This window comes from Photobacterium sp. GB-36 (assembly GCF_003026135.1).
In the GTDB taxonomy this organism is placed as follows: domain Bacteria; phylum Pseudomonadota; class Gammaproteobacteria; order Enterobacterales; family Vibrionaceae; genus Photobacterium.
Window position 1 is genome coordinate 310,071 of the sequence record NZ_PYNY01000001.1, and the last position, 22,789, is coordinate 332,859.

At 38.6% G+C, this 22,789-nt stretch carries 16 protein-coding genes; 8 read left to right on the top strand and 8 right to left on the bottom strand.

Annotated features, from left to right (window positions below):
* The first annotated feature begins 56 nt into the window (after positions 1-56).
* Genes C9J46_RS01365 through C9J46_RS01375 form a run of 3 tightly spaced genes read left to right on the top strand, consistent with a single transcriptional unit; the run spans position 57 to position 2,482 of the window.
* Positions 57-728 (top strand): response regulator transcription factor, encoded by a 672-nt coding sequence (locus C9J46_RS01365; protein ID WP_107290423.1) that lies wholly within the window; start codon positions 57-59, stop codon positions 726-728.
* Positions 697-1,947: a HAMP domain-containing sensor histidine kinase gene (locus C9J46_RS01370; protein WP_107290424.1), complete on the top strand. Its 1,251-nt coding sequence runs from the start codon at positions 697-699 to the stop codon at positions 1,945-1,947. Before C9J46_RS01365 ends, C9J46_RS01370 begins: the two co-directional genes overlap by 32 nt.
* 10 nt (positions 1,948-1,957) lie before the next feature.
* The gene (locus tag C9J46_RS01375) at positions 1,958-2,482 is read left to right on the top strand and encodes a lipocalin family protein (protein WP_107290425.1); all 525 of its coding nucleotides are present in this window, start codon (positions 1,958-1,960) and stop codon (positions 2,480-2,482) included.
* A 31-nt stretch (positions 2,483-2,513) separates the two neighbouring features.
* Here the strand turns inward: C9J46_RS01375 and C9J46_RS01380 are convergent, their stop codons facing one another.
* From C9J46_RS01380 to C9J46_RS21515, 4 genes are all read right to left on the bottom strand, one after another.
* Positions 2,514-4,529 (bottom strand): EAL domain-containing protein, encoded by a 2,016-nt coding sequence (locus tag C9J46_RS01380; protein WP_107290426.1) that lies wholly within the window; start codon positions 4,527-4,529, stop codon positions 2,514-2,516.
* Positions 4,530-4,722: 193 nt separating this feature from the next.
* Entirely contained in the window at positions 4,723-5,805 is a 1,083-nt protein-coding gene (serC, locus tag C9J46_RS01385; RefSeq protein WP_107290427.1) for a 3-phosphoserine/phosphohydroxythreonine transaminase, read from the bottom strand.
* A gap of 435 nt (positions 5,806-6,240) precedes the next feature.
* The gene (gyrA, locus tag C9J46_RS01390; RefSeq protein WP_107205693.1) at positions 6,241-8,907 is read right to left on the bottom strand and encodes a DNA topoisomerase (ATP-hydrolyzing) subunit A; all 2,667 of its coding nucleotides are present in this window, start codon (positions 8,905-8,907) and stop codon (positions 6,241-6,243) included.
* A gap of 444 nt (positions 8,908-9,351) precedes the next feature.
* Entirely contained in the window at positions 9,352-9,498 is a 147-nt protein-coding gene (locus C9J46_RS21515) for a hypothetical protein (protein ID WP_158259261.1), read from the bottom strand.
* A gap of 171 nt (positions 9,499-9,669) precedes the next feature.
* On the opposite strand from C9J46_RS21515, the gene ubiG reads away from it, so the two are divergent.
* The 4 genes from ubiG (at position 9,670) to yfaE (ending at position 14,672) form a co-directional block, all read left to right on the top strand.
* Positions 9,670-10,380 carry a bifunctional 2-polyprenyl-6-hydroxyphenol methylase/3-demethylubiquinol 3-O-methyltransferase UbiG gene (ubiG, locus tag C9J46_RS01395; protein ID WP_107205692.1) on the top strand — a complete coding sequence of 237 codons (711 nt, stop codon included), beginning with the start codon at positions 9,670-9,672 and terminating at the stop codon, positions 10,378-10,380.
* Positions 10,381-10,932: 552 nt separating this feature from the next.
* Positions 10,933-13,200, top strand: coding sequence for a class 1a ribonucleoside-diphosphate reductase subunit alpha (gene nrdA, locus C9J46_RS01400; RefSeq protein ID WP_107205691.1), 2,268 nt, complete (start codon positions 10,933-10,935; stop codon positions 13,198-13,200).
* 45 nt (positions 13,201-13,245) lie between these two features.
* A complete protein-coding gene (gene nrdB / locus C9J46_RS01405) occupies positions 13,246-14,379 on the top strand; it encodes a class Ia ribonucleoside-diphosphate reductase subunit beta (RefSeq protein WP_107245483.1) in 1,134 nt (377 codons plus the stop codon).
* On the top strand, positions 14,376-14,672 hold the full coding sequence (yfaE, locus tag C9J46_RS01410) for a class I ribonucleotide reductase maintenance protein YfaE (RefSeq protein WP_107205689.1): 297 nt from the start codon (positions 14,376-14,378) through the stop codon (positions 14,670-14,672). Before nrdB ends, yfaE begins: the two co-directional genes overlap by 4 nt.
* 35 nt (positions 14,673-14,707) lie before the next feature.
* Here yfaE and adiA read toward each other — a convergent pair whose 3' ends face one another.
* The 4 genes from adiA to C9J46_RS01430 form a co-directional block, all read right to left on the bottom strand.
* Positions 14,708-17,002 (bottom strand): arginine decarboxylase, encoded by a 2,295-nt coding sequence (adiA, locus tag C9J46_RS01415; protein ID WP_107205688.1) that lies wholly within the window; start codon positions 17,000-17,002, stop codon positions 14,708-14,710.
* Positions 17,003-17,068: 66 nt separating this feature from the next.
* A complete protein-coding gene (gene potE / locus C9J46_RS01420) occupies positions 17,069-18,385 on the bottom strand; it encodes a putrescine-ornithine antiporter (RefSeq protein ID WP_107205687.1) in 1,317 nt (438 codons plus the stop codon).
* Positions 18,386-18,677: 292 nt separating this feature from the next.
* On the bottom strand, positions 18,678-19,517 hold the full coding sequence (locus tag C9J46_RS01425) for an META domain-containing protein (RefSeq protein WP_107205686.1): 840 nt from the start codon (positions 19,515-19,517) through the stop codon (positions 18,678-18,680).
* A gap of 235 nt (positions 19,518-19,752) precedes the next feature.
* Positions 19,753-20,973, bottom strand: a complete 1,221-nt coding sequence (locus C9J46_RS01430) for a CinA family nicotinamide mononucleotide deamidase-related protein (protein ID WP_107290428.1) — start codon at positions 20,971-20,973, stop codon at positions 19,753-19,755.
* A gap of 424 nt (positions 20,974-21,397) precedes the next feature.
* On the opposite strand from C9J46_RS01430, the gene tyrP reads away from it, so the two are divergent.
* The gene (gene tyrP / locus C9J46_RS01435; protein WP_107290429.1) at positions 21,398-22,612 is read left to right on the top strand and encodes a tyrosine transporter TyrP; all 1,215 of its coding nucleotides are present in this window, start codon (positions 21,398-21,400) and stop codon (positions 22,610-22,612) included.
* Positions 22,613-22,789: the final 177 nt, after the last annotated feature.

A 22,789-nucleotide genomic window follows, 5' to 3' on the forward strand; every position in this document is an offset into this window, starting at 1 on the left:
GAAAACTATATTAATATTACCTCTGTGAAATATTCGTGAAAAACATAAGGCCAAACGTGAAAATACTCATTGCTGATGATAATGACCAAATCGTTGAAACAATCTCTGACTATCTAGAGCTTGAAGGCAATATTGTTGACTGTGCTTACCACGGTGAAAGTGCGCTTAAATTAATTAAAAATAATTATTATGACGTGATTATCATGGATATCATGATGCCTAAATTGGATGGTATTTCGACCGTTGCTAAAATTCGGAATGAGCTCTTTTGTGGCGCGCCAATTCTGTTTCTAACGGCGAAAGATACACTCGACGATAAAATCGCAGCCTTTAAAGCCGGTGGCGATGATTACCTTCTAAAGCCATTTGCGATGGAAGAACTATCTCTTCGAATAATGGCTCTTGCTAATCGAGGTCAGCGTAAAGATATTGGATTGCTAAGTTATGCTGATATTCAAATAAACAACCAAACAGATGAAGTACGTAGAGAAAACCACATAATAAAATTAAACCGTACCCAACTTAAAATATTAAAATTGTTGGTTCAACATGCACCTAATGTTGTTACTAGACAGCAAATAATCGAAACCATTTGGGGAGAAGAATCACCCTGCAGTGATGCATTACGAAGTCATATTTATGGTTTACGCAACGCCATTGACAAAGGTTTTTCCGAATCACGATTAGAGACAATTCATGGACAAGGCTACCGTATCAAAGCTGCATAAATATCCAAGTCTTTACCAAAAAGTTGGACTTAGCGTCAGTGTCATGGCATTCAGTATGTTCGTTCTTTTTTGGATAGTCATTTATATTGCAGAAAATCAATTAGAAGTAATTAGCCTTCATCACTGGTTAGATAAGGAATCTTCCCAGTACCAAATTGATTATAAGAAAATGGGCGAAAAAGCCCCTCTTCCCAACAATAGTGAATTTAAAAGTTATTGGAGCCAAAATTCGTTACCCGATTGGCTTAAACCATACCGTAGACCCGGATTTTATGAACACCTCCGCGGTACTGAAGATAAACACTTTATTGTCTTTAAACACCCATCAGGAAAAGGCTTGATGTATGTTGTGTACCAAGATGATGCTGATGATTACTTAGATGAGTTTGAAAATAGCTTACACTACTTCACTTTTATTTTCGGCGTATTGTTATCACTATTAATGGGCGGATATAGTTTTTATTTTATTCGTTCGCTATCGCATCCATTTGAACAAATTAAACATAAGATCGGTCAAATGCAGCCAGATCATACTGAGTTTACTATTGATACCCAATACAATGAAACACGCGCAATTGAACAAGCGTTATTAGATAGTAAACGTGAGATCTCACATTACTTTCAGCGAGAGCAAGAATTCAGCCGGTTTGCATCGCATGAGTTACGTACGCCTATTATGATTATTCAGGGCTCGGCAGAGCTGCTTGATAAGGTTCCTAATCAACCCATGATTGCAAAAAAGGCGATCAACCGTTTACACCAAGCCAGTGAGGATATGAAAATTCTCACAGAAACTTTTTTGTTATTAGGAAAGCAGCATATAGAGCCGCAACATTTTGTCGTTTGTGATATAGAAGACGAATTAAGTAAGCAGCTTACGGTTATGAAACCTTTATTTGCTAAACAAGATACCAATTATCAGCTGACGCTTTCATGTAACACCCCGATCAGTGCACCACTCAGTTTCATCACCATTATTATTAACAATCTAATAAAAAATGCATTTAGTTATAGCGTTGGTGACATTATTATTAAGTTAAACAAAAATACGCTAATGATTACTAACCGTCATGATGGTAATGAGATCTATAATCAAGGCTATGGGTGTGGTTTAGTTATTGTGCAACGGATCTGTGAAAGGATGAATTGGCCTTACCATATAACCAATGACAATGTCAGCTTTACCGTTAGCGTCATATTTTTACCGCCAAATAATTAAGGAATAATTAATGGCAAAATATATCAAATCGCTAAGTTTTATCATGTTAATCGCAACCATGTTTGGATGCACAACAGGTAAACCCAACAATATTGAAGCAGTAACACCTTTTGTGCTTAATAAATACTTGGGAACGTGGCATGAAATAGCAAGAATGGATCATAGCTTTGAGCGTGATTTAGACTATGTCACTGCAACTTACAGTATGAATGAAGATGGCAGCGTAAAAGTCGTTAATCGTGGATTTAACACTCAGTTAAAAGAATGGAAAGAAGCCATTGGTAAAGCCAAATTTGTAGAAGATGATAATGTTGGCTACCTTAAAGTCTCTTTCTTTGGCCCTTTTTATGGCAGCTATATTATTTTTTATTTAGAGCCAGACTATTCAACCGCGCTGATCAGCAGTTACAACTACGATTACTTCTGGTTATTATCTCGTCACAAGCAAATAAGCCCACAGCAATTAGAACGTTATATCAACATTGCTAAAAAAGCAGGTTTCGATACAAATAAACTGATATATCCAAAACAATAAACAAAAAGCCACATAATGCTGTGGCTTTTTGTTAAATCCGGATCTTACTGTTAGCCCAAACCTGTGCCTCATCTAATGGCATAGGTTTCGCAAAATAATAGCCTTGGCAAATATCGATACCACACTGTTCAACAAACTGTTTTTCTTGTTCCGTCTCAATACCTTCTGCAACCAGAACACAGCCCGTTACTTCACTGATCTTAGCTAACAATTGGTAAAGGTTCTTTTCTCGCTCATTTTGCGTATTCAATAACAACGATCTATCAAGTTTTACCTTATCGAAGCTAAATTTAAGTAAATGCGGGAACGACGCGTAACCCGAGCCAAAGTCATCGATAGCAACAGTGATCCCTAATGCTTGTAGTGCATCTATATTTTTAGAAATCTGCTTATCTTCAGTGATAATAGCTTCTTCTGTGATCTCAACTTCTAAATTTTCTGGGTCAATATTATAAAAGCGTAAGCGCTCCATGATCAGATGAATAATTGCAGGATCAGCAATACTCTCAGCTGAAATATTCACCGATACTTTACAGCCATTAGCTAGAGGCATACTTTGCATATCATTTAAAACGAGATCGATAACCATCTGATCCAATTGTTTAATTGCACCAAGCTGATAAAAATCATTAATAAAGATTGGCGGATTTAGTTTACCCGTTTTATCTTTATAACGAACTAGCGCCTCAAAAGATAATTTCGTCGCATTAGTTACGTTTACCTGTGGCTGATAATGCATCAAAAACTCACCGTTATTAAGCATATGATTAACCCGACGGCTTATATCATGCTTACTCACATAACTACCCATCATTTGGTTTATATCACCTAAGAAGGTTTTAAATGTTGAGCTTTCTAATTCTGACTGTCGGCTCATCGTCATGTTATTTTGACGACTTCGCCCAACATAATTCAAATAAAACGGGCGATAAATCATCACGCCAAGTGTTATCACCACAAACTGTAGAACAACGCCACCAATACTATTTTGGGTCGCAATATAGCCACTTAACAATGGCGGTGTCATCCAGTCAACAATCGTACCAACATGATTTACCAAGCCTAATGATATCGCGCTATAAACCACAACAAAACTAGCTAACGGTACACACACAAAAGGCACAATTAATATTGGATTAAATATAATAGGCAAACCAAACAGTAATAACTCATTAATATTAAAGATCACTAATGGTATCGCAGATATTGCTAACGTGATGTGGCGACGATCTTTTGAAAACAATAAAATACATAGCAAAAGGCTGATCGTGTTTCCAGAGCCCCCCATTGATAAAAATGCATCATAAAAACCTTGCCCTAAGACATTTAACGGTGCATCTCCAGCTTGCCATGCTGCAATGTTTAATTGTGTGTTTTCAAAAAGTTGCTGCTTTGCGCGAAATAAAAAGTTATGCCCATTAATACCAACAGCACCCAATAACCCCAAGATAAATTGGTATGCAAGACCGCCTAAAAAAGTTAATGGATTTAACGTTATAAATTGGCTCGCACCTGTACTAAAAGCGAGGAAACTTTCCATTAACTTTGCGAGTGCAAGTGTCATCAATAGAAAAGCAAAAAAGTGAGCCACTTGTATATAAAGTGTTTTCACAAAATCTAAACGAGACGGATCAAGTGGAAATAAACGAAACGACACGCAACAGATTGCTGAAATAATAGCCGTCAGTAACGCAATCAGAGGATTATTAGGTAATCCTGTATTTGCCGCAACAAGATCATTAGGCACCGAAATCGCAATGTACATAAGCAATGAATACGGCACAACAACCATAGCATTGACACCATGTTTCGTTGAAATGTAATAGCTTGTGATAATACACAACGTAATAGGATAAATACCTATTAGTAAATCTGAGAAATAGAAAAACGTACTCGCAGCTTGTGTTAATCCTGCAATATTTAAGGAGTGACCAACAAATATGGTTATTGCGTTACAAATCGTTAATGGCAATAACAATAAAAAGACAATCGATATATCTTTAATATAGTTGTTGTAATATGACTTAATTGACGCCATTTTCCACATAACGATAAAAGCTATTCTAGGGGGGATAATCGCGCGATTATATATATGAAATGCTTTTCATCAATAATAAAACTGTTAAGAATAGTAACAGAAATTAGCGTCTCTATTTATATCATTACACTACTATTTTTAAACATTATCAAAATAAAAAAAGCCATAATATCGACTACTATGGCTTTAATTTTATTTGATTTTACGCGTATTCTTTTTCAAATTTAGCCATAAAATCAACTAATGCTTGAACACCTTCTAATGGCATCGCATTGTAGATTGATGCACGCATCCCCCCCACTGCACGATGTCCTTTCAATGCTTTTAAGCCAGCCAAATCTGCTTGCTCTAAAAATAAGTTATCCAACTCAGGATTTTGTAATTGAAACGGCACATTCATAATTGAACGATTAGCACTGTGTACTTCGTTAATATAAAAGTCAGAGTGATCAACAAAGTCATACAGTAATTTAGCTTTAGCGAGATTACGCTCTTCCATCGCTTCTACCCCACCAACAGCTTTTAGCCATTTAAAGACTTCAGCAGCTAAGTACCATGCAAATGTTGGGGGTGTATTAAACATTGACTCTTTTTCTACCAAAACCGTGTAATCAAGAATACTTGGTAGAATAGATTTAGCTTTACCAAGCAAATCATCACGTACAATAACAATCGTTAAGCCAGCAGGGCCAATGTTCTTTTGCGCACCGGCGTAAATTACACCGTATTTTGATACATCAATCTTACGCGATAAAATTGTTGATGACATATCAGCCACAATGGGTTTATCCGTCTGAGGTAAATCACGGATTTCAATGCCATCAATCGTTTCATTTGGACAAAAATGCACAAATGCCGCATCGTCAGAGAGTGGCCATTGTGAAGCTGGTAATACTGCCTTTTTTCCGTCTTTTTTACAGGTAATATCAATCGCATTTGGCTGGCAATATTTCTTTGCTTCTTCAATCGCACTGTGCGCCCAGAAGCCACCATCCATATAATCAGCAGTTTCTGCATCACCCAATAAATTTAACGGTACAGCGGCAAACTGTCCACGTGCACCACCATGGCAGAACAGCACATGGTAGTTAGCAGGAATATTCAAAAGATCGCGTAAATCTTGTTCTGATTGTGCAGCAACAGCAAGAAATTCTTTACTACGGTGGCTGACTTCCATCACAGAAGTACCTAAACCATTCCAGTTAATCAATTCTTGTTGAGCTTTAGCGAGAACATCTGCGGGGATCATTGCGGGTCCTGCGCAAAAGTTATAAACCTTATCCATAATTTTGACTTTGCTCCTGCTTGGGGAAATAAAATAAATGCCTATTGCTTCATAAAGCTAATAACACCAAACACATAACGTTTTTAGCATTATAAAACAACATAAGAGAAAACATTGCCACGACAGCAAATGTCAATCCTTTGTTTTTACACCTTTATTAAGCAACTTAAAAGTTTTTATTATAAATTGCTAGCTTGATGAATAAACAAAGTACAAAAAGCCTACCAACAAAAAAAATGATGCGCAGATGAATATTTGGAATAATTGAATTTTCCTGAAATATTTCGAATACGGCAACGTAGATTTATTCAAAAACTCACGTATTGAGCGTTTTAAAAACTATATTGATACATTCTTAATAAAAGCAAAATACGAGATAAAAAAATGGCGACTACTCTAGGAGTAATCGCCATCTCATCAACAAGTTAAGATAACTTATTCTTGTTCAGTTGAATCATCAGAGCTGGTATCAGTTGCTGGCAGCTGCTGTGCATTTTCTACAGCTTCGCCTTCAACTAATTCCGCATCTTCAATTAATTCTTCTTCTGGTTCATCAATACGTTGAAGGCCAACAACTTTCTCGCCTTCAGAAGTACGAATAAGCGTTACACCTTGAGTGTTACGACCAACACGACTTACTTCAGAAACACGAGTACGAACAAGCGTACCAGCGTTAGTGATCATCATGAATTCATCGCCGTCTTCTGCTTGAATAGCACCAACAACGCTACCATTACGCTCAGAGACTTTAATCGATACAACACCTTGTGTTGCACGGCTCTTCGCTGGGTATTCAGCCAATTCTGTACGCTTACCGTAACCATTTTCAGTTACTGTTAGTACATCACCATCGTTATGAGGAACAATAAGTGAAATCACTTTATCGCCTTCAGCTAACTTAATACCACGAACACCTGCCGCTGTACGACCCATGCCACGAACACCGCCTTTCGCGTTGCCTTCAGCATCAATGACAGGACTTTCGTAGAAGCGAACAACTTTACCAAATGCAGAGAACAGCATGATATCGCAGTCACCGTCAGTAACATCAACACCGATCAATGAATCACCTTCACGTAGATTAACGGCAATAATACCGGCACTACGAGGACGACTAAAGTCAGTTAATGGTGTTTTCTTCACTGTACCGTCAGCGGTTGCCATAAAGACGAACTTGTCTTCTGTGTATTCACGTACTGGAAGAATAGCGGTGATACGCTCATTTTCTTCAAGAGGTAGAATGTTCACAATTGGCTTACCACGTGCAGTACGGCTTGCTAATGGTAATTGATATACCTTCAGCCAGTACATACGGCCACGACTAGAGAAACATAAAATCGTATCGTGAGTATTAGCAACTAACAGACGCTCAATGAAGTCTTCTTCCTTCATACGCGTTGCAGCTTTACCTTTACCACCACGACGCTGTGCTTCATAGTCGCTTAAAACTTGATACTTAACGTAACCTTCATGAGATAGCGTTACAACAACATCTTCTTGAGTGATTAAATCTTCTAAATCGATGTCGTGGCTAGCAGCAGTGATCTCAGTACGACGTTCATCGTTAAACTGCTCTTTAACTAGCTCTAGCTCTTCACGGATCACTTCCATCAAGCGCTCAGAGCTTGACAGGATGTACATTAGTTCCGCGATTTCATCAAGCAGTGCTTTGTACTCTTCTAAAATCTTCTCGTGCTCAAGCCCTGTTAGCTTGTGTAGACGAAGATCAAGAATCGCTTGTGCTTGCTGTTCAGTTAAGTAGTACTGATTATCACGAATACCGAATTGCTCTTCCAGCCACTCAGGACGTGCAGCATCTGTACCAGCACGCTCAAGCATTGCTGCTACATTACCAAGATCCCAGCCACGTGCAATTAAACCAGCTTTCGCTTCTGCAGGTGTTGGTGCACGGCGGATAAGCTCAATAATTTCATCAATGTTAGCCAAAGCAAGAGCAAGACCTTCAAGGATGTGTGCACGATCACGCGCTTTACGCAATTCGTAAATAGTACGACGTGTTACCACCTCACGGCGGTGATTCACGAAGCACTTCAGCATTTCTTTTAAGTTAAAGATTTTTGGCTGACCGTTATCCAGTGCAACCATGTTGATGCCGAATGTGGTTTGTAGCTGAGTTTGTGCATAAAGGTTGTTAAGTACAACTTCACCCACAGCATCACGCTTACATTCAATAACAATACGCATACCATCTTTATCAGATTCGTCACGTAGTGCACTAATGCCTTCAACTTTCTTATCTTTAACAAGCTCTGCAATCTTCTCGATTAAGCGAGCTTTGTTAACTTGGTACGGAATTTCGTGAACAACAATGGTTTCTTTACCATTCTTCTCAACTTCAATCTCCGCTTTGGCACGCATGTAAACTTTACCACGGCCAGTATGATAAGCGTCAATAATCCCTTTACGACCGCTGATCATTGCAGCTGTCGGGAAATCTGGGCCTGGAATGTATTCCATTAGCTGATCAATGGTGATGTCTTCATCATTGATATAAGCTAAACAGCCATTGATCACTTCACCTAGATTATGCGGCGGAATATTTGTTGCCATACCTACAGCAATACCAGAAGAGCCATTCACCAATAGGTTAGGGATCTTTGTTGGTAATACTGCAGGGATTTGCTCTGTACCATCGTAGTTTGGTACATAATCCACAGTTTCTTTATCTAGATCAGCAAGTAGTTCATGTGCGATTTTAGACATACGAACTTCGGTATAACGCATCGCAGCGGCTGAATCGCCGTCGATTGAACCAAAGTTACCCTGACCATCTACGAGCATGTAACGCAACGAGAATGGTTGGGCCATACGTACAATTGTATCGTACACAGCACTATCACCATGTGGGTGATATTTACCGATAACATCACCTACCACACGGGCAGATTTTTTATATGCTTTATTCCAGTCATTGCCTAGTACATTCATCGCGAATAAAACGCGGCGGTGTACTGGCTTAAGGCCATCACGCACATCAGGAAGAGCACGACCAACGATTACTGACATCGCATAGTCGAGGTAAGAGCTTTTCAGCTCATCTTCAATATTTATGGGCGTGATCTCTTTTGCAAGATCGCTCATGGAGCCAATATCCCTCAGGTAATTTCTGTCGTATTTTTATACGTGCAAGGCGTAAGAATATAGCATATTACAGCCCTAATAGGCACACCTTTCACGACTTATGTTGTGAGTAATTTAGCGGAAATGAAATAAAACAGAAATAAACGATGTCACAATTGTGAATTGAATATATGCACCTGTTTATAAATTACACACTATTGGAAGAACAACTCAAATCATAATGTAACTATTTTAACTTACCGAATATGTAACGATTTGTAAAAACTAGAGTGATAACTTAATTTTTTACTGTATGCGTTGCAATTGATTAATGAATCATAAGATTGAGAGTTGTCGCAACTTTTACGCCCCAATACCCATTAAAATAGTGTGGTTACTAAACCAATATACACAATATACAATAGATAGGCAGATTTTAGGTCAAAAATCTTATTATACGCCTACTTAATGGATGTATGAGGATACGCTGATGGGTACAGCAATAAATATAATTGGACTATCAATAGTCATTGGAAAATACATATTAATGGCAATACTCGCGACACTCACTTTTCTTGGTGGCTCTGTGAGCCCAGAGCTTATTCCTGCCACCTTAACCTCCTTTAATGATTAGTTTTGCTATCAATACATAATCAAATAGCCAAACACATCTCGTTTGGCTATTTCTTTTCTGAATCAATCACCCTTTATTTTACCGCTTTGCAACCATTCAATTATTTCGCATAATGCACAGTATCAATTAAGGAAAATGGCATCAATGTAATGAGCAAACCACTAAATGTTGATCCAGCAGAGATCAGTAAATTTGAAGATATGGCCTCTCGCTGGTGGGATCTAGAAGGTGAATTTAAACCTCTCCATCAAATTAATCCCCTTCGTCTAAATTACGTTATTGATCACGCTAATGGTCTCTTTGGCAAAAAGGTACTCGATGTCGGTTGTGGCGGTGGTATCTTAGCTGAAAGTATGGCAATTGAAGGTGCTGAAGTAACTGGTCTCGATATGGGCAAAGAACCATTAACTGTTGCTCGTTTACATGCATTAGAGACAGGGACAAAGTTAGACTACATTCAAGCAACAGCAGAAGAGCATGCTGATGAGCGTCATGGATATTATGATGTTATTACATGCATGGAAATGCTAGAGCATGTTCCTGATCCAGCATCAATAATTGCAGCCTGTGCGAGAATGGTTAAGCCGGGCGGCCACGTTTTCTTTTCAACCTTAAACCGTAATCTCAAATCTTACCTTTTTGCTATTGTTGGTGCTGAGCATGTGATGCGTATCGTTCCCAAGGGAACACATGATCATAATAAGTTCATTCGCCCTTCTGAATTAATAGCAATGATTGATAAAACAGAATTAGAAGAGCGTCATATTATCGGTTTACATTATAATCCTCTAACAAATGCTTATAGTTTAGGCTCCAATGTTGATGTGAACTATATTGTTCACACCCAAAAGCAAAGCTAACCTACATAAATGACGCTTTTAGCTTCAACATTGCGTATTCAATGTTGAAGCTCCGCTCTTGTTATTCCACCTTATGCATTTCAACTCTTCTATCAATAAACATCTCAATAACATTAGACCAATAAACTGTGTACATAGTCACTCAAAAATATCTTGTCATATCAAGGGTTACTTAGTATTTGTTGATATCACTCACAACAATTTTTGAACTCCTAAAACCACTAAATTTCAACAAAAAAATATTTTTTTTCTCACTAAAATCTCACCATCCAATATTGCAATTTGCTATCTAATTGATGGCATTAGCGAGTTAAGTAAGTAGGCACTGACTTTTTTATAAAAATCCCCATCTTATCCACAGCTGGTCAAAAAATGTCATCTTGCAAAAAAAAGAAATCACCACTATCTTGTAATCACTTTGACAGCACACCCCAACATATAGTGTTTTTGTCTTACAAGAATTTTTATCAAAGATCACATTCTTTGCTAATCTATTTATAGAAAGTTGCAAAAAAAGCTCATATGCAAGGAAAACTGGGAAACTAACTAAAAATGACTCAACAACTAACAGTTACCAAGCGCGACGGCCGTACTGAAAATATCGATTTAGATAAAATCCACCGCGTAATTGAATGGGCTGCAGAAGGTTTAGAAAACGTTTCTGTATCTCAAGTAGAACTAAAGTCTCATATCCAGTTTTACGATGGTATCCGTACTGATGATATCCATGAAACAATCATCAAAGCTGCGGCGGATTTAATCTCTGAAGAGACTCCTGATTACCAATACCTTGCTGCACGCTTGGCGATTTTCCATCTACGTAAAAAAGCGTACGGTCAATTTGAGCCACCAAAGCTATATGAGCACGTTAAAAACCTTGTAGCTAAAGGTAAATACGACAGCCACTTGTTAGAAGATTACACCGCAGAAGAATTCGCAGTGATGGATACTTTTATCGATCACTGGCGCGATATGAACTTTTCATACGCAGCGGTTAAACAGCTTGAAGGTAAATACCTTGTTCAAAACCGTGTATCAGGTGAAATTTTTGAAAGTGCCCAATTCCTATACATCCTGATTGCAGCAGCTTTATTTAATAAGTATCCAAAAGAAACACGTCTTGATTACATTAAGCGTTTCTATGATGCATCATCACTATTTAAAATTTCACTACCAACACCAATTATGTCTGGTGTTCGCACGCCTACACGTCAATTTAGCTCTTGTGTACTGATTGAATGTGATGACAGCCTTGATTCTATCAATGCGACGGCAAGTTCTATTGTTCGTTACGTATCACAGCGTGCAGGTATTGGTATTAATGCTGGCCGTATTCGTGCACTAGGCTCTGAAATTCGTGGTGGTGAAGCTTTCCATACAGGCTGTATTCCATTTTACAAATACTTCCAGACTGCTGTTAAATGCTGTTCTCAAGGCGGCGTGCGTGGTGGTGCAGCAACACTGTTCTACCCTATTTGGCACCGTGAAGTTGAATCACTGTTAGTGCTTAAAAATAACCGTGGTGTTGAAGAAAACCGTGTTCGTCATATGGATTACGGCGTTCAAATCAACAAACTGATGTACACCCGTTTGATCAAAGGCGAAAATATTTCTCTGTTTTCTCCTTCTGACGTACCAGGAATGTACGATGCATTCTTTGCTGATCAAGACGAGTTCGAGCGTTTATACCTAAAATATGAGCAAGATAGCAGCATTAAGCGTGAAACAATCAAGGCAATTGATTTGTTCTCACTACTGATGCAAGAGCGTGCGTCAACAGGTCGTATTTACATCCAAAACGTTGACCACTGTAATACACACAGCCCATTTGATCCGGCGGTTGCTCCTATTCGTCAATCTAACCTGTGTCTTGAAATCGCACTGCCGACTAAGCCACTGAACAACGTTGAAGATGAAAACGGTGAAATTGCACTGTGTACGCTGTCTGCATTTAACTTAGGTGCTATTGATAGCCTTGATGATTTAGAAGAGCTAGCAGAGCTAACTGTTCGTGCGCTTGATGCGTTATTGGATTACCAAGATTACCCACTTCCAGCAGCGCGTCGTTCAACGATGAACCGTCGTACATTAGGTGTGGGTGTGATTAACTTTGCTTACTACTTAGCGAAAAATGGTGTGCGTTACTCTGACGGCAGCGCAAATAACCTGACACACGAAGCCTTTGAAGCAATTCAATATTACTTATTGAAAGCATCTGTGAGTCTGGCTAAAGAGCAAGGTGCTTGCCCTGCCTTTAATGAGACAACCTATGCACAAGGCATTCTACCTATTGATACCTATAAAAAAGATATCAATAATATTTGTTCTGCTGAATTACGCTACGATTGGGAAACATTACGTGAAGAGATCAAAACACACGGTCTACGTAACTCAACCCTATCGGCATTAATGCCATCAGAAACATCGTCGCAAATTTCTAATGCGACAAATGGTATTGAGCCACCACGAGGTTTCGTTTCAGTTAAAGCGTCAAAAGATGGTATCCTGAAGCAAGTTGTTCCTGATTACGCCAAGTACAAAGATAACTACGAGCTACTATGGAATATCGGCAGTAACGATGGTTACCTGCAACTTGTAGGTATCATGCAGAAATTTATCGACCAAGCGATCTCGGCTAACACCAATTATGATCCAAGTAAGCAAGCTGGCGGTAAAGTTCCAATGAAGCTGCTACTTAAGGATCTACTAAATGCTTACAAACTTGGTGTAAAAACCCTTTACTACCATAACACTCGTGATGGTGCCTCTGATAGTCAGGGTGATATGGCAGCGGACGATTGCACCAGTTGTAAAATTTAATTATTAAATGGGAGCCTCATGGCTCCCCTTTGATTTGAGGAAATCATGGCTTATAGTACTTTTTGTCAAACACGTAATGATCAATTAAAAGAGCCTATGTTCTTTGGTCAATCTGTAAATGTTGCTCGCTACGATCAACAAAAATTTGAAATTTTCGAAAAACTTATCGAAAAACAATTATCATTTTTCTGGCGTCCAGAAGAAGTGGACGTTTCTGGCGATCGTATTAATTACAACAACCTGCCAGATCATGAAAAGCATATTTTCATTAGTAATCTAAAATACCAAACATTACTTGATTCGATTCAAGGCCGTAGTCCTAACGTGGCACTATTACCGATTGTTTCTCTTCCTGAATTAGAAACATGGATTGAAACTTGGTCGTTCTCTGAAACAATTCACTCACGTTCTTATACGCATATTATCCGCAATATCGTTAACAACCCTTCTGTGGTTTTTGACGATATCGTCGAGAATGAGCATATTATTAAACGTGCTGGTGATATTTCTAGATACTATGATGATCTAATTACTGCTACGAATGACTACCACCGCTTTGGTGAAGGTAATCATTCTGCTAACGGTGTACCATTCACAGTTAGCCTTCGTGAACTTAAGAAAAAGCTATACCTATGTCTAATGTCTGTGAACGCACTAGAAGCGATTCGTTTCTACGTAAGCTTCGCATGTTCATTTGCTTTCGCTGAACGCGAACTAATGGAAGGTAATGCAAAAATCATCAAGCTAATTGCACGTGATGAGGCGTTGCACCTAACTGGCACCCAGCACATTCTGAACTTACTACGTAATGGTCATGACGATCCTGAAATGGTCGAAATTGCTGCAGAGTGTGAGCAAGATTGCTTTGATCTTTTCAAAGCAGCAGCAGAACAAGAAAAGGAATGGGCGGACTATCTATTTAAAGATGGTTCAATGATAGGCTTAAATAAGCAAATCTTGTGTCAGTATGTAGAATATATTACCAATTTACGCATGGTTGCTGTGGGTTTACGCCCAGCCTATGAAGGCGCAACACAAAACCCAATTCCATGGATTAATTCTTGGTTATCTTCTGACAACGTACAAGTTGCACCACAAGAAGCTGAGATCAGTTCATACCTTGTGGGTCAAATTGACAACGATGTAAGTGCTGATGATCTTGGTGACTTCGAACTATGAGTCAATTAACCATTAAGGTTAATGGTGTGAAGGTTCATGGAAATACCCATGAGCCTTTACTCAAGCAACTAGAGCAAGCGGGGATTCAACCTGAATACCAGTGTCGAAATGGTATGTGTGGTGCTTGCCGTTGTAAGTTAAAACAAGGTGCTGTTGATCAACATGACGCACTCGCTTTTATTGCACCAAATGAAATATTAACCTGTCGGTCAGTCCCTAAATCAGATGTCGAAATAGAATTTGATTACCAAGTTACAACAAAGCAAGAAACAACAAAAAAGGTAGCTCAATAATATAGAGCTACCTTTTCTTTTAGTGCTAAATCACGTTACTTATTTTTCACACACATTACGTGGTAAACACCGTCTTCAACTTCTGTCCCTTCTGTCTCATGCTCAAAGCCTGGGAATTCTTTATCCCATACTTCAAGGCTATGAAGGTAACCAATCTGCGGGCTACTATCATCACCAAAGTTCTCACCTGACATCAACATTGGAATACCCGGTGGATATGGGATAACCGCATTGGCTGCAATACGACCTTGTAGCTTATCAGAAGGTACCATTTCAACATTATCATCAACTATCGCTTCAAACGCAGCGCGTGGCGTAATATCAGCCTTAGGTAAGGTTGAATAAGCCGCATTTAGCATTTCCGATGGCGTATGTTGTTTCAAATAGCCAAACATCTTATCACCAAGATCTTTTAAGCCTAAATGCCCATACACATCAGGATGAGCAGCAACAAGATCCGGTAAAGCATTTTTCAGTGGCGTATTATTATCGTAGTGTGTTTTAAAGCTCAATAAGGTATTAACAAGCGTTGCCCACTTACCTTTAGTGATCCCCATTGAGAATAAGAACATAACTTGGAAGTCTGTCGTTCGAGTTGGCACTATGCCAAATCGAGTAAGGTATTGTGTAACCAACGCTGCAGGTACACCTGTATCCAATAACTTGCCATCATCTCCCATACCAGGTGCTAAGATGCTGACTTTAATTGGATCGAGCATACACCAATCAGCAGGCATATCTTCAAACCCATGCCATTTATCACCAGGCTTCATCACCCAGAAATCTTGATGCGTTGCTAAAAGCTCTGCCGGCGCATCTTCAAAATCATAGACTTTACCCGTATCAGGATCAGTGATCGTTTCTGCATTCCATGGTTTGAAGAACCACTCACCATCAGCAGCAAATTCTTTATGTAAACGCCCCATCGCCTGACGATAATCAATCGCTTCTTTAATTACTTCATGAGTTAAAGATTGACCTCGAGGACCATCCATTTGTGATACAGCGATATCGTTAGATGCACTAATTGCATATAACGGTGATGTTGTTGCATGCATCATGTAAGACTGATTAAAACGCTCAAAATTAATATGATCTTTACCATAGCGTACATGGATCCATGACGCCTGTGACAATGCGTTTAATAATTTATGCGTTGAGTGTGTCGCGAACACTGTTGGTGCATCAGGATCTTCTATTGGCTCACCACGCATCGCAAAGTGATCGGTATAAATAGGATTAAAACGCGCATAGCCATACCAGGCTTCATCAAAGTGAATACGATTACTACTTTCTGCTAATATATCTTGCGCACGCTTAGCGTTATAACACAAACCATCATAAGTACAGTTTGTCACCACTGCATAAGTTGCTTGTGTTCCGGCTTTAGCTTTCGTGAGTTCGCTACTTTCTGCTGATTTCTTTAAACCTTCTGGCGACATTTGATCTGGATAAATAGGACCAATAATACCGTAACGATTTCGAGTTGGTACCATGTAAACCGGTAATGCACCAGTAAGCATTAATCCCTGCTCAATAGATTTATGACAGTTTCGATCACAGATAGCGAGAGTATTTTCACGCATACAAATTTGCATAATGGTACGGTTTGCACCTGATGTACCAGTGACTAAAGAATAGGATTTATCTGCACCAAAAACTTTTGCCGCGTATTCTTCACTCTCACCAAACGCTCCCGTATGATCCAATAACGAGCCTAAAGAACCTCGCTCGATCCCCATATCAGAGCGGAATAGACCTTCCCCATAATAGTTATAGAATCGTTGACCCGCCGGTGTTTTACGGAAACCGACACCACCTTGGTGTCCAGGTGCGGCCCAAGAATACTCATGAATATCATCATATTTCATCATCGCAGATGCGAGTGGCGGCAGTAATTGCTCTCGATAACGTTCCATCGCCGCTATGGCACGACCAGCAATAAAGTCAGCCGTATCTTCTAATATCCACGCAAACTCATCAACCTGAGACATTAACTCGCGGTTAATAGTCAAGGTCACTTTTTTTCTTTCTGCCAGTAAAAATACGGGAACCCCTTCTTGGCGTTGATTTAATTTTTCAATCAACGAAAAGAACATATCGTTTTCTTCTTGTTGCTGCCCTGTCATACTTGAGGTCAGCATTAAGCAATCAATTGCTAAATTAACATTTAGAATAGAATAACAATCATCATAAGAAGAGGCGCTAAGAACGGTAATCGATTCATTTTTAAATTGTTCGACTAAACGATCAATTGCATTCGCAATAACCCCAGTTTTTTGCGAGTTATCAAAAATTAAAACTCTCTTATGTTTTCCGTAATTAAGCATATTCTGGTCCTGTTATAATAAAATTCATTTCGATAGATCATTTGTGTTTAAATTAAATGCCAACATTTATGTTTTATTAGGAACTGCATCTCGGCTAGCGATGAACCCATAGAAGAAATAACCAAATAATGTAATAACGGCGCCATAGAATACGGCTTCCTCACCTGTAGAGTACGCACCATAAATACTGTAAATAACAGCAACAGATCCGACTAATATGCCCGTGTTATATTCTTTCTGACTTACATTAGCCTGCTTCATAATTATACCAAGAGCTGTAAGTGATAGAATATATGGCACCATATTGATAAACACGGCTAAATTAACCAAGACGTTAAATTGTTTTAATAAGGTTGGGGAAATAGTCATCACAGCCAGCGATAATTCTAAAGCTAGCATAATCATCATGCCTTTAAACGGCGCATCATGCTTATTTACATCAGAGAAAATCTTTGGAAATAATCGCATATCAGCAGCAACTTTCGAGACTTGGGCATTGGTGAACTGCCAACCAAGCAGTGAACCAACACAGGCCAGAATTGCCATTGCAGTAATAATCTCCCCAACGAATGGGTTAAACATCTGAGCAAAAACAAGACCAAAAGGGGAATCTGATTTAGCTAAAATATCGTTAGGAATAATACCTTGAATAACAGTTGTAGACGCAATATAAGTTGCTGCAGAAAAAACGGTGGCGAGCATACAGGCAAGAGGCACATTACGTTTAGGGTTTTCAACAGTACCTGAGTTAGCCCCTGCTGATTCTATTCCTAAGAAAGCCCACAGCGTTAACGCCATACCAGAATAAACAGCACTACCGACCGAGACACCATGCGGGTTCCAAGCTTCCGAGAAAATTTTCGGGTCGAACCAGAACCAACCAATAAGTGACAAACCAAGTACGGGAATTATGATCCCCCATACAGTAACTGTAGATATTCGCCCTGTTATTCTTGCACCTCTAGCATTGGCAAACATAGTGATAATTAAAATAGCAATAACTCCAAAAAAAGTATGAATTGGAGTCTCTTTTAACCACGGGATAAAATACTCTAAATACCCGACACACGATACAGCAATCGCAACCGCACTAATAACTAAACACACATAGTAAGTATAAGAAGCAATAAAAAAACTGGATTTACCATGTGCTTTTTCAGCATATGCGGACATCCCGCCATCATCCGTACAATACATTCCACACTTTGCAAAAGCATAAGCAATTGCAAGTGCACCTAATGCTGTAACAACCCATGCTAATAGGGCTATACCTCCTGTTACAGCAAGACTTGATGGTAATAATATTATCCCGGATCCCATCATATTAACGGTGACAATGGTTGTTAAACCCATTAACCCCATTTTGTTACTGGTAGAACTCATAAAATAATCAACCTTCTAAGTTATTAATTATATTAAAATTTAAGTTTAAATTATTTATATAATCCTTTAATTAGTAATGAGTAAATTTAAGGTAGTACAAATAAACATAATAATAGAATAGATGTATATTCTTAGAATGCCTAAAAAAAATAATAAGTTTTTATTACAGTCTTATTTAGGATATGTGACGGTGATTTATATCACATAATAAAAAAGCGCGTAAATGTAATTAGTAATTACAATTTACGCGCTCTATCAATCTATTAAGTTTTAATATTTATTATATTAAGTCTTACTTACCATTTTTAAAGGTCGCAACCTGATTTCCTTGCTTATCTTTCACTGTAAGTACATTATCAACAATTACATAGCTTGCAAAACTAGGCATAGTTTCTAAAAATGACTTTTCTAGCTCCATACCATCCATACACATTTTACGTGTTGCAGCTGCAGGCCCCATCGTTAGTGTGCCATTAGATGTTTCAAATGAGCCTTGGAAGTTATTACAGCCAGAAAAACCATGAGCCGATTTATTATCCATATCAAATTGGATAAATGCCACATTACCACCAGCACCAGGTTTTACAGTTTCACCTTCAAGCGTCACTAAATCCCATTTATGACCAACTAACGGAGTATTCTCTGTTGTTTCATTTGGCTGATGAGCAACACGGTCTAATTTAATCTCTATAGGCTGTTTTACGTCTGCTGCAAATGGGTCAATGCTTGTTGTTGAAGTCATGACTAGCTTATCACCAACCTTAATGGTTGCACGTAAGCTATAGCGATGATTATTTTGAATTTTCGCAGCGTCATATTGAAGTGCTACAGGGTATGGCGGCGCACCGGCAACGTCCATTGATTCACTTGTAATTGTCGTTGAGGGCGCATCAGCAAGAGACACATCTTCTAATGCAACTTTTAACACAGCACCTGGTGGTAGCATACGGCGATCAAGGTAAATAACATTAACATCTAATGATTTCATCTCAGCTTTCTCTGTTTTAGCCGTTGATTCTGTTTGCTGCTGGTTGTGATTTGCCGCAGTGTCAGCATCATTACAAGCTTGTAGCATGAATGCAGAAAGTACAACTGAAGTGGCTAACGCTAGCTTTTTTAATTTAAAAGTCATTTATCTTCTATCCTTTGCGATTTTCAAATCATAACCATAGCAACGAAATATGTTACTCAGTTAACTTCACTATCAGAAAGATAGGATACTGATTTGCAATTATTTTCTCTTAATATAACCTAATAATACAGCATTCAAAATAAGGCGCAATCTTTATAATCTATGCCAATATTATGCTTGCATTTTACTTGTCAACGCTATGATTCATAAACTGCAATATAGGTTAACCTAGCAGTTATAGACTATGTTTTTTCAATCTTCTATTTAACGATTCATAGTGACCAAAAACGTTAATCCCTTCCAGTTGACGACGAAGCATATCAAGAAGCACTGTGGCAATAATCGCGCGTTGATCGTTATATGTGTATTCACGCTTAAACTGTAATTGTTGGATCCACCGACCTTCCAAAGTGATTATCCCTACAGTAAAACAATCTTCTACTATAGCGCCAGAATATAAGCCAATATCAACCTTTGAGTGGCTATAAATGAGAGACAGTTGCTTATCTATTTCACTCACTAACGTTTCTAAACTGTTCTCTTCTTTCATAGCATTATGGTTGACGGTGGCAGATACAATGTATTCGCTTAACTTACATTTTTGATTAAGCCAATTGACTACAAAACCGCCTGTTGAACACTCCGACAAACCCATTTTTTTCTGCTTTTTTTCAATGAGATATTCAAGGTTATCAAGTAAGCTCAAATTTTTTCCCACAATGTTATCGCCTAGCAATCGTTCCATTTTATTTAATAGTTCTAGTGCATAGCGATCATTTGATGGTGCGAATAGTTTCACCTCAATAAAGGGTAATGAAGAACGGTACCCCAATTCATAACCGTGCGGTAAAACGATATGCTTCAAGGTGTCACTTATTCCGGACTCTGACAAACCATAGGTAAATAATCGATGACATTGCAACGATTGGATCTGAGGATAGTGTAATTGTAAATATGGCAGTATTTTCTCTTTAACCATAAACTTAAATTCACTGGGAACGCCTGGAGTAAAACATATCCAAGCACGATTTAATTTAATTGAAAAGCCACAGGCAGTGCCAACAGGGTTATCGATTAATTCAGCCCCTTCAGGTAGCATTGCTTGCTTCAAATTAGCCACAGGCATTTCTCGATTTAGCTTTTTATATTTTGCTTTCATCTCCGAAACCCAATGCTCAGATTGCTCCAAGCCAACATCAGCAGCCATTGCCGCCGCGGCAGCACTTAAATCATCACTTGTAGGCCCTAGTCCACCATTAACAATAACAATATCGCTATTAAAACTGCATGACTCAATTTCTTTTGCTATTCGCTCACAATGATCACCAACAGTTATTCGACGTGTCATTGGAAAGCCATGTTGAAAAAAAAGACGAGATAACCACGTTGCATTAGTATCTGTTATATCACCCAGTAAGACCTCTTCACCGGTACTTATCATTGTAATTTCAAGCATCCTATCCCTCTGCATCATCCACCGAATATTGACTGTTATTAGTCTATGCTTTAGATCATTTGTTATACAGCCTTCCTTTCATCAATCACACAATTAATCTCCACACCAATCAGTGTAAATATTACTTTACATTCATTAAACTAATGTTGACAGAAGAGATATCTATCGTTAATGTGACCTTGTAGTGAAATACGCTATTAAAATCAACACATCCACTAGTAAAGAACAGTTAGAGCAAATTTAATGAAGTATACCTCGACAGCACATACCTATCGATAGCCACAGTGGCTATTATCAAGATGTAATAAAAACTTTACACTCATCTCGATACGCCTCTGTGGCCTCTATTTTCATAGGGAGCAACGATAGGTGATCAATAACGACCACCTCCCGATCTAATTATTTACCTCTGGGAGCAACACAAATGGCTTTAAATAAAACACTCGGCAGTATGCTTATTATTGCTGGTACAACTATTGGTGCTGGCATGTTAGCCCTTCCTCTCGCTTCTGCTGGACTTGGGTTTACCACCGCATTAGTTGCCATGTTCGGCATGTGGGCACTAATGACTTACACCGCTTTATTGATGATTGAAGTTCATCAACATTCAGATACCAATGCGACATTAAATACTTTGGCTCAACAACTTCTTGGTCGCAAAGGACAAATTATTGCTAATTTTGCCATGATCTTTCTGCTTTATTCTTTATGTGCAGCCTACATTGCAGGTGGTGGTGGTCAGTTAAGTGAGAAGTTAAGTGGCTGGTTTAATACATCCATTCCGCCACAATTAGGCGCATTATTATTTACACTTTTAATTGCCGCGATAGTTTCTGTTGGCACTCATACTGTTGATTTAGTAAACCGCTTACTTTTTGCTGCAAAAATTATTGCGCTAGCTGTCATGCTGGGGTTATTAGTTCCGCATGTTGAAGGACAACACCTTGTTGAAATGCCAGTACAAAAAGGCTTAATTTTATCAGCATTACCTGTTGTTTTTACCTCTTTTGGTTTCCACGGCAGTATTCCATCGATCGTGCGTTACATAGGCATTGATATAAAAACGTTAAAGAAAGTCATGATTATTGGCTCAGCACTGCCTCTTTTTATCTACGTTTTATGGCAATTAGCAAGTCAAGGTGTAATGAGCCAACCAGAGTTAATGGCAAGCACAACATTGGGCAGTTTTATTGCGAGCTTAAGCGATTTACTCCATAACCCTATGGTGAGCCAATCTGTCTCTATTTTCGCAGATCTTGCACTAGCAACATCTTTTTTAGGTGTGAGTTTAGGGTTATTTGACTTTATGGCTGATAGCTTGAAACGTTCAAGTAATGCCAGTGGTCGTATGCAAACGGGCATGATCACCTTCTTACCTCCCCTTGCTTTTGCTATCTTTTACCCACAAGGCTTTATTATGGCGCTAGGATACGCAGCCATTGCTTTAGTTATTTTGGCGATATTTTTACCTGTCGCAATGGTTAGATCTCAGAGAAAAAAGCATAATATATCTAATGAAATTTCACCTTATAAAGTGAAGGGTGGTAATTTTGGCTTAATTATTGTGACAATGGCGGGTGTTTTAATTATATCTGCGCAGGCCTTACAAATGGTCGGCTTAATTCCAGCTGTTGGATAATCGCTAAATGAACTTGGATAATAAGAAAGTAATGTTGTTACTTTCTTATTCCTTTTCATTTAAAGAATATAATTAAACAGTAAAAACATTTTATTACAATAAGTTAAATCCGACTAAAAGCGACTTATTTGTTATACAAAAGCTTGCATGCAAAGCATAATTTTGTGGAGTAATATC